The sequence below is a fragment of the Amycolatopsis sp. NPDC005961 genome (assembly GCF_040629235.1).
GTDB lineage: Bacteria > Actinomycetota > Actinomycetes > Mycobacteriales > Pseudonocardiaceae > Amycolatopsis > Amycolatopsis camponoti.
In genome coordinates this window covers 197,192-204,829 of sequence record NZ_JBEXVF010000008.1, presented here as the reverse complement: position 1 = coordinate 204,829, position 7,638 = coordinate 197,192, and the positions used below count along the sequence as shown (strand labels likewise).

Genomic DNA, 7,638 nt, shown 5'->3' with positions numbered 1-7,638 from the left:
CCCAAACTCGATGACTCCACGGGACACGACCCATCGCATCACCTTGCCAAGGTGAGGGTCGCGGGTTCGAATCCCGTCATCCGCTCAGGGACAGGGGCCGTGTGTCGACGTAATGCGTCGACCTCGGTCCCTTCGCCATTTCACCCGGGGGCCGAGCCCCCGGACCCCCCACGGTGCGGTCGCCAGACTATGGCGCGTCCCGGGCCACAGTCTGGCGCTGGCCGCGTTGGCCGCGATGTCACCTTTTCGGGTGATGCTTCTGGCGTTTACACCGCGTGGGTCTTGAACGGGTCGTGCTCGGCTAGGAGCTTGTCCAGGCGGGCCTGGTCGACGCGGGAGACCACTGAGGTCTCCTCCTGTCTGTCGCGCACGCACTTGGCGAGCGTGAACGTGGAGGTGACCAGGTAGAGCGCGCCGAGGGCGAGGAAACCGCGGATCCAGCCGTCGACCGGCAGGTACGCGATCCCGCCGATGACCGCTGACAGCGCCAGGCCGAACGAGATCGCCGCCTGGATGTAGAAAGCCGTCGTGGTGGGGGACGTGGTTCCGGATTTGGTCATGTGACCACGGTCTCGCCAGGGCCCGCGGGTGTCTTGAGCAGTACTACTCAGCCGCGGTTGCGAAGTGGCTACAGCTCGTAGACGTCCAGGACCGTCGGGGCCACCGGGGTCAGGTGGGGGTCTTCGCGTTCCGTCACCTGGCCGCGGGCCATGCGGTACACGCGGAACTCGTTGTCGTGCTCGGGGTCCTGGTCGTCCCAGACGTGCAGCAGCCCGTACGAGCCCGGGGCCAGCTCGCCCGCCCTGGTGAACAGCTCGAGGAGCTCCGGCGCCAGGCGGCCGCCGTGCTTGTCGAAGCCCGCGAAGTGGAGCATCGGCATGCCCGCGCTCCAGCGGAGGTCGACGAGGTCGAAGTCGCCCGCGTCGCGGATCGCGCGATGCACGCGGTCGACCAGGCGCTCCAGGAGCGCCGCGTCGTCATCGCCGCTCGCGGTCGCCTGGATGGTCACCCAGCCGTGATATTCGAACACCCGCAGAACGGTAGCAAGAGATCAACCGCGAGCTCAGCGGGCCAGCGCGGACGGCTTCCCGTCGCGGCGCAGGACGTTCGCGAGCGCCCCTTCGCCGTGCCGCTCGAACGCCGGCACCAGCTTCTCGCCGAACACGCAAAGCGTGCGCTCCCAAGGGTGGCCGAGCGTGCCGAAGGAAAAGTCCGAAGACAAGAACAGGTGGTAGTCCGCCCGCGGGAACACCGGCACCGGCCAGCGCGCGCCCGGGGTCATCAGGTGCGGGCGGACGCGGTAGGACTGGTGCTGCCAGTGCAGCGCCCACATCCAGTCGTCGGGGCCGCAGACCTCGCGGAACGCCGCCAGCGCGATCGCCGAGACCTGGTGCTCGTCGACCGCGTACGGGCCGAGGCGGAACTCGGCCGAGGCGCGGTCCAGGTCGCCGGGCGAGAGGTCCCAGGTCCGCGACGGCGACGGCTCGCGGAAGCCCGGCCACGCGTGCGCGTAGGTGCTCGGCAAGAACCCCAGCTTGTCGTACACCCAGTACCAGGCGGGCTCGTCGGCGACGCGGGAGACGGCTTCCCAGGCAGCATTCACTTGTTACGACCTCTGACTTGGCCAGGCACGAAAGAACACGCGAAAGCTTCGTGTTCGTCCTCCGGTTTGTCCAGTCCTCATTCGCTCCTCGCGAACTGTCTCACTCGACCGGGTGGGTTCTGTCAGATTGTCACCATGCGAGTCCTCTTCGTCCACGGTGCGTTCGTCCGGGACGGCGCCTGGTGGTGGCGGCCGACGGCGGACGTACTCGCCCGGCACGGTCTGCGCAGCTCAGCGGCGGTGCTGCCGAGCTGCGAGGGCGAACCGCGCGGCGATCTCCACGACGACGCCGCGGCCGTCCGCGCCCTGCTCGACGCCTCCGACGAGCCCGCTCTGCTCGTCGGGCATTCGTACGGCGGGATGGTGATCACACAGGCCGGGAACCACCCCGCGGTCCACCGGCTCGTCTACGTGACGTCGTTCCTGCCGGACGTCGGCGAGGCCCTCGCGGACTTCGGCGGCGCCGAGCCGCCGCCCCGGCACGTCAGCCACGGCGACGGCACCGCGAGCGTCCGGGAGGAGCTGGTGCGGCCGCTGTTCGCCCAGGACTTCGACGACGCCGAATACGCCGGCGCCGCGGCGCGGCTCACACCCCAGAACGAGGCGGTGTTCGGTCAGCCGGCGACGGCCGCCGCGTGGCGCGAAATCCCGTCGACCTACCTCGTCTGCGCCGACGACCGCGCGACGCTGCCGGAGCAGCAACGGGACCAAGCCCGGCGCGCGACCGACGTCGTCGAGCTGCCCGTGGCGCACCACCCGTTCGTCACGCGGCCGGAGCTGGTGGCCGAAGTGCTCCGGACGACGGCATAACCCGGCACCGGCTGCTCGGGGGAGGCGCCGGACGGCTCCGGCGCCTCCCCCGGCTCAGGCGGCGTCCCAGAGGGTGAGGAACGCCGAAGCCTCGCTGCGGGCCCAGGGCTGCAACCGTTCGCGGTCACGGGCGGACAGCTGGAACTCCTTGCTCCGGCGGACGTCGATCACCAGCGCGTGCCCGCCCGGCAGGACGTCCGGCATCGCCTGTTCCAGTACCCACAGCGCCAGCTTCGCCGAATCCCTCGTCAGCGGTTCCTCCTTGAAGTAGAGCCAAGTCGCGTAGCGGCGGCCGTCGCTCTTGCGGAGCCCGAGCTGCGGGCTGACGCCGATCTCGAGGTCGCCGATCGAGCAGCGGCCGCGCCCGACCTCGACCAGCCGCGGCGACTTCCGGCCGAGGTACCGCAGCCAGCCCTCGGCGATCGCGGCGTAGTGCGGTTTCGTCCGGTCGTCGGCGGCGTTGACGAGGGCGCGCAACGCCGTCGCGTCCTGCCCCGCCGCCCGCCCGGACCGCACGGCGTTCGCCGCTCGCCGGTAGTAGTTGAACGCCGCCCGTGCCGGGTCTTCGTACTGCCGGCGCTGCCGCCGGACGAACGACGACCGCGACGGACCGTTACTCGCGCTGTAGCCCACGAACGTGGACAGGGTGATGTAGGCCATGGCCCTGCCTTCCTCCGTCACGCCACCCGCGCACGGGTGGCATCTCCCCTGGACAACGCCTATTTTAGAACATATGTACGACAGTTTCGGCGTCCGAGAAGGTGACGGAAGGCGGGGACTCCCGCAAAGAGCGGACTTGCGCTAGGTTGCCGATCAACCTCGAACCGCAACCTCGCAGGTCGGCCCCACGTGCCAGACTGATGCCCCGAATGGTGGATGGGGGTCCCAAGGATGAGCTGGCAGGAAGAGCTTCGCCGTCTCGACTCGGAGCTTGCCGAAGGCCGCATCGAGCCTGCTGAACACCGCAAACAACGCGACGAGCTGCTCGCGCAGGCCTCCGGTTCGACCGTGCCCTCACCCGTCCCTTCCCCGTTGCGCCGTCCGGGTGACACCTGGCGGAGCGCCAACCCGGCGAGCCACCCCGGGCCGCCCCCGCAGCGCATGGAGTCGCCGCGGCCCGCGGTGCCGCACCAGAAGCCCCACCCGCCCTGGCAGCGCACCGGGCTCCCGGCGACGGTGAACGCGAGCCCGGTGCCGGCCATCCCGGACCACATGACCACGGCGCCGAGCCCGGCCGACATCGTCCCGACCCGCTACCTGCGCATCGACGGGCCGGCCGCCCACCAGCCGGGCAGCCGGTTCCCGCCGATCACCCCGCCCCGGGGCGAAGCCCACGTGCCGCCGCCGCGGGAAACCGGACCGGAAGAACCGCCGGGGAAGCACCGTTTCGGCGGTGACGGCTCGTCTTCCGGGCGCACCTGGCCGTTCGTCGCGCTCGGCGTCCTGGTGGTGCTCGGCATGATCGTCGGCGCGACGATGTGGCTCGGGCAGGACGACCCGAAGCCGAGCCCGCTCTCGACGTTCGTGCCGCAGCCCCCGGCCGCCGCGGCCCAGCCGCAGCTGGAGGACCAGGTTCCGCCGCTGCCCGGCAAGCAGTACCCGGAGAGCTCGACGATGTCGCTCGCCAAGGGTCTGGACCTGAACCTCTACCCCAAGGAGAGCGCGCAGGTCTTCTCGCAGCACGGCATCACGCAGTTCGTCTACCGCGGTTCGGCCACCGGGGACACGGGGTACCTCGCGTTCGCGCTGCCCACCACGTCGCCGGACGACGCGAAGGCCGTCATCGACTACCTGCGCGCGGCCGCCGACGCCGGCGGGTTCGTCCCGCTCGCGGCCGACCCGAAGGTCGTCACCGGCCGCAACGGCGACCGGCGGATGAACGGGACCTGGTACACCTCGGGCAAGGTCGCCCTCGTCGTATGGGCGTCGCAGCCGTTCGACAAGGACAAGACCGAGCTGAAGACCAGCCTGGACAACGCTCTCGCGGTGTTCCAGAAAGCGCTGCCACCGAGCTGATCAAGCCTGGTCGAGGAGCCCCGCCAGCGTGCCGCGGGCGACGTCGGCGCCGAAGAGGCGGTCCACCACGGTCTTGCCCTCTTCGGACAGCCGTTGCCACAGCTTGTCGTCCTCGATCAGGGTGACGATCTCCTCGGCGATCTCCTCGGCCGTGCCGCCGACGAGGACGTCGCGGCCGTGGGTCAGGTGCATGCCCTCGGCGGCCAGCGGCGTGACGACCGCCGGCACGCCGTAACCGAGGCTCTCCCCCAGCTTCCCCTTCACCCCGGCGCCGAAGCGCAGCGGTGCGACGACGACCCGGGTCTCCCGGTAAGCGCTGTCGAGGTCCGGGACCCAGCCGCGGATGACGACGCCTTCGCCGGCGAGGTCGAACATCTCCTGCGGCGGGTTGCTGCCGACGATCTGCGCCACCGCGTCCGGCCGCCGTCGCCGCACGAGCGGCATGATCTCGGTGGCCAGCCAGCGCGCCGCGTCCCGGTTGGGCAGGTGGTCGAAGCTGCCGACGAAGAGCACGCCCGAGCGGCCGTCCGGGACGGCGGGCACGGCGTCGGCGTGGTGCACGTTGGACAGCACCTCGACGCGCGCCGAGGGCACGAGCTCCCGCAGCAGCGCACGCTCCACATCGGACACGGTGAACGTGACGTCGGTGGCGCGGGTGAGGCCGAGCTCGGACTCGCGCAGCACTTCGGCCCGCCGCCGCAGCGTCAGCTCCTCCCGGGTTTCGCCGAGCTGCGCGGCCAGGTCGGCCTGCCGGTTGAGCCGGACGAAGTGGAGGTCGACGGTGTCGTAGGCGATGACGCAGTCCGGGGCGTGCTCGCGGACCTGCTCCAGCAGCTGCCACGCGACGTGGGGCCGCGACAGCACCGCCAGCCGGAGGTCGGCGCCGGCGTCGCGCAGGAACTCCTGCTGCTCGCCGAGCCCGGTCACCACCGTGACGCCCGCGCGGTACAACGCGTCCGCGTACGGCTCGGGGAGTGCGTTGTTGAGCGGCATGAACACGACCCGGTGGCCGAGGCCGACGAGCAGCTCGAGGATGCGGAACATCCGCACCGAGCCGGAATCCTTGTCCGGCATCGGCACCTGGTGGTCGGCGACGAGCACGGTGCCGCCGCGGTGGCCGTCCTTGGTGCGCTGCCGCCCGGCCCAGACCGCGCGCGGGCTCGCCTCGGGGAAGTGGTCGCGCAGCTGGACGCTCCACTTGTCGACGAAGACGCCGCGGTTGAGCTCCTGGTGGCGCTTCACGCCGGAGGAGACGTCCGTGCCGTTGGTGATGCCTTCGTGGTGCACGACGACCGACGCGGGCTGGACCATCGTGCGGTACCCGTTCGCACGGACGGCGAAGGCGAGGTCGGTGTCCTCGTAGTACGCGGGCGCGAAGCGCTTGTCGAAGCCGCCGATGCGCTCGAACAGCTCGCGGCGGACCAGGATGGCCGCGCCCGAGCAGTAGTCGACGTCGCGCAGGGCGTGGAACCACGGGGCGTCGGGCGACTGCAGCCTGCCGTAGTTCCAGCCGGTGCCGTCGGCCCAGATGATGCCGCCGCACTCCTGGAGGCGGCCGTCCGGGTACACCAGCTTCGAGCCGACGAGCCCGACGTCGGGCCGGGACTCGACCACGGCGACCAGCTCGTCGAGCCAGCCCGGCCGGACTTCGGTGTCGTTGTTGAGGAAGAAGATGAAGTCGCCGCGCGCGTTCTCGGCGCCGAGGTTGCAGGCGCCGACGAACCCGAGGTTCTTCGGCGCGCGCACCAGCCGGACCCCGGCGCAGCCGGCGACCCGGTCGGCCGAGTCGTCGCGGGAGGCGTCGTCGACGACGATCACCTCGAACGGCGTCGCGGGCAGGTGCCGCTGGATCGAGTCGAGGCAGGTCCGGGTGTACCCCCAGTTGCCGTAGACCGGGATGACGACGCTGACGATCGGCTGGTCGCTGGTGGTGACCGCGACCGGCCCCGGCACCGGCGGCGTGGCCGGAGCCGCGCCCGCCTGACGTCCGAGCGCCGTCTCGTAGAGGTCACGCCGGCGCGTGCCGCGCGGGGCGAACTTCTCGATCGACCCGCGGTACTTGCCGATCAGCCGCTGCGCGAGCGCCGACGTCTCCGCGCGGAGCTTCTCGTTCTCGGCGGCGAGCCGGCCGATCGTGTCGGCGAGCCCGGTGTTGTTGCCCGCCAGCCACGCGAGGCGTTCGGTGTCGTAGCCGGACTTGCGCTTGAGGAGGTTCAGCTCTTCGGCCGCGCGGCGCCGGTCTTCGCGGGCGCGCTCGGCCTGGCCGAGCGCCTCGTCGCGCTCGGCGGCGGCCTGCCGTCCGGTGGCGGTGGCGTCGGCCAGCTCGGCGGTCAGGCGGGTTTCGGCGGCCGCGGCCCGCTCGCGCTCGGCCTCGGTGCGAGCCAATTCGGCGTGCAGCCGCCCGGCCTCGGCCGCGGCGCGCGCGACGAGCGTCAGCTTCGGGTCGAGCATCGCGGACGTCGCGAGGACCTCGACCGGCTCGGCCGACGCGACGGAGATGAAGTAGGTGTGCGGGGCTCCCGGCTCGACGACCCAGCCGTCGGCGTCGTCCGTCCGCAGGGTGAGCACTTCGGCACCCGCGCCCGCGCCGTCGTCGTGGATCAGCGAGCCGACGGCGACGTTCTGGCGGAGCACCACGACGTGCTCGAAGCTCTCCGCGAGCAGCGACCGGAAGGCCGGCCCGGTCAGCTCGTGCACGTGGTAGGGGTTTTCGTTGCCGTGGTCGTGGGAGTAGACCTCGACGTCCGGCGTGCTGCACAGGAAGATCCCGGACGGCGTGAGCCGGTTGCGGACCAGCTCCATCAGCCGGTCCTGCTCGTCGACGTGCTCGATCGCCTCGAAGCAGGTGATGACATCGAACTTCTCGCCGTCGAGCGCCGCGGGGTCGGTGATCGAACCGGTCTCGAAGCGGACGCCCGGGTAGTTCTTCCTGGCGTGCTCGACGGTGACCGGGTCCAGCTCGAGGCCGACGACGGCGGCGGCCGACCTGGCCATCAGCGCACTGCCGTAGCCCTCACCGCTGGCCAGGTCGAGGACGCGCTTGCCCTCGACGAACCGGGCCGCGAACGCGTAGCGGTGGTAGTGCTCGTAGATGACCTGGAGGTCTTCGGTCCACGGCACGCACCGCTCGCCGGTCCACTCGATCAGCCGCTCGCCGTTCGTCCCCTTGCCCATGGCGGGCAGGTTACCAATCCGGCCAAAAGCAGGCC

Annotated in this window: 7 protein-coding genes; 2 read left to right on the top strand and 5 right to left on the bottom strand. The window is 71.3% G+C overall.

The genetic code is table 11. The annotated features are described in order from the left end of the window. Positions 1-266: 266 nt before the first annotated feature. The 3 genes from ABZ342_RS10355 to ABZ342_RS10345 form a co-directional block, all read right to left on the bottom strand. Positions 267-560, bottom strand: coding sequence for a YiaA/YiaB family inner membrane protein (locus tag ABZ342_RS10355; protein WP_360471054.1), 294 nt, complete (start codon positions 558-560; stop codon positions 267-269). A gap of 68 nt (positions 561-628) precedes the next feature. Beyond that, entirely contained in the window at positions 629-1,030 is a 402-nt protein-coding gene (locus tag ABZ342_RS10350) for an immunity 7 family protein (protein ID WP_155548401.1), read from the bottom strand. A gap of 33 nt (positions 1,031-1,063) precedes the next feature. Continuing rightward, positions 1,064-1,603, bottom strand: a complete 540-nt coding sequence (locus tag ABZ342_RS10345) for a DUF2716 domain-containing protein (protein ID WP_360471051.1) — start codon at positions 1,601-1,603, stop codon at positions 1,064-1,066. Positions 1,604-1,738: 135 nt separating this feature from the next. Here ABZ342_RS10345 and ABZ342_RS10340 point away from each other — a divergent pair, with 135 nt between their 5' ends. Beyond that, positions 1,739-2,413 (top strand): alpha/beta hydrolase, encoded by a 675-nt coding sequence (locus tag ABZ342_RS10340; RefSeq protein WP_360471049.1) that lies wholly within the window; start codon positions 1,739-1,741, stop codon positions 2,411-2,413. A 54-nt stretch (positions 2,414-2,467) separates the two neighbouring features. On the opposite strand, the gene ABZ342_RS10335 is transcribed toward ABZ342_RS10340, so the two are convergent. Beyond that, a complete protein-coding gene (locus ABZ342_RS10335) occupies positions 2,468-3,073 on the bottom strand; it encodes a hypothetical protein (RefSeq protein WP_360471046.1) in 606 nt (201 codons plus the stop codon). 231 nt (positions 3,074-3,304) lie between these two features. Here ABZ342_RS10335 and ABZ342_RS10330 point away from each other — a divergent pair, with 231 nt between their 5' ends. Further along, positions 3,305-4,429 carry a hypothetical protein gene (locus ABZ342_RS10330; RefSeq protein WP_360471044.1) on the top strand — a complete coding sequence of 375 codons (1,125 nt, stop codon included), beginning with the start codon at positions 3,305-3,307 and terminating at the stop codon, positions 4,427-4,429. Here ABZ342_RS10330 and ABZ342_RS10325 read toward each other — a convergent pair whose 3' ends face one another. Further along, positions 4,430-7,603 carry a glycosyltransferase gene (locus ABZ342_RS10325; RefSeq protein ID WP_360471042.1) on the bottom strand — a complete coding sequence of 1,058 codons (3,174 nt, stop codon included), beginning with the start codon at positions 7,601-7,603 and terminating at the stop codon, positions 4,430-4,432. It lies immediately after the preceding gene. Positions 7,604-7,638 lie beyond the last annotated feature (35 nt).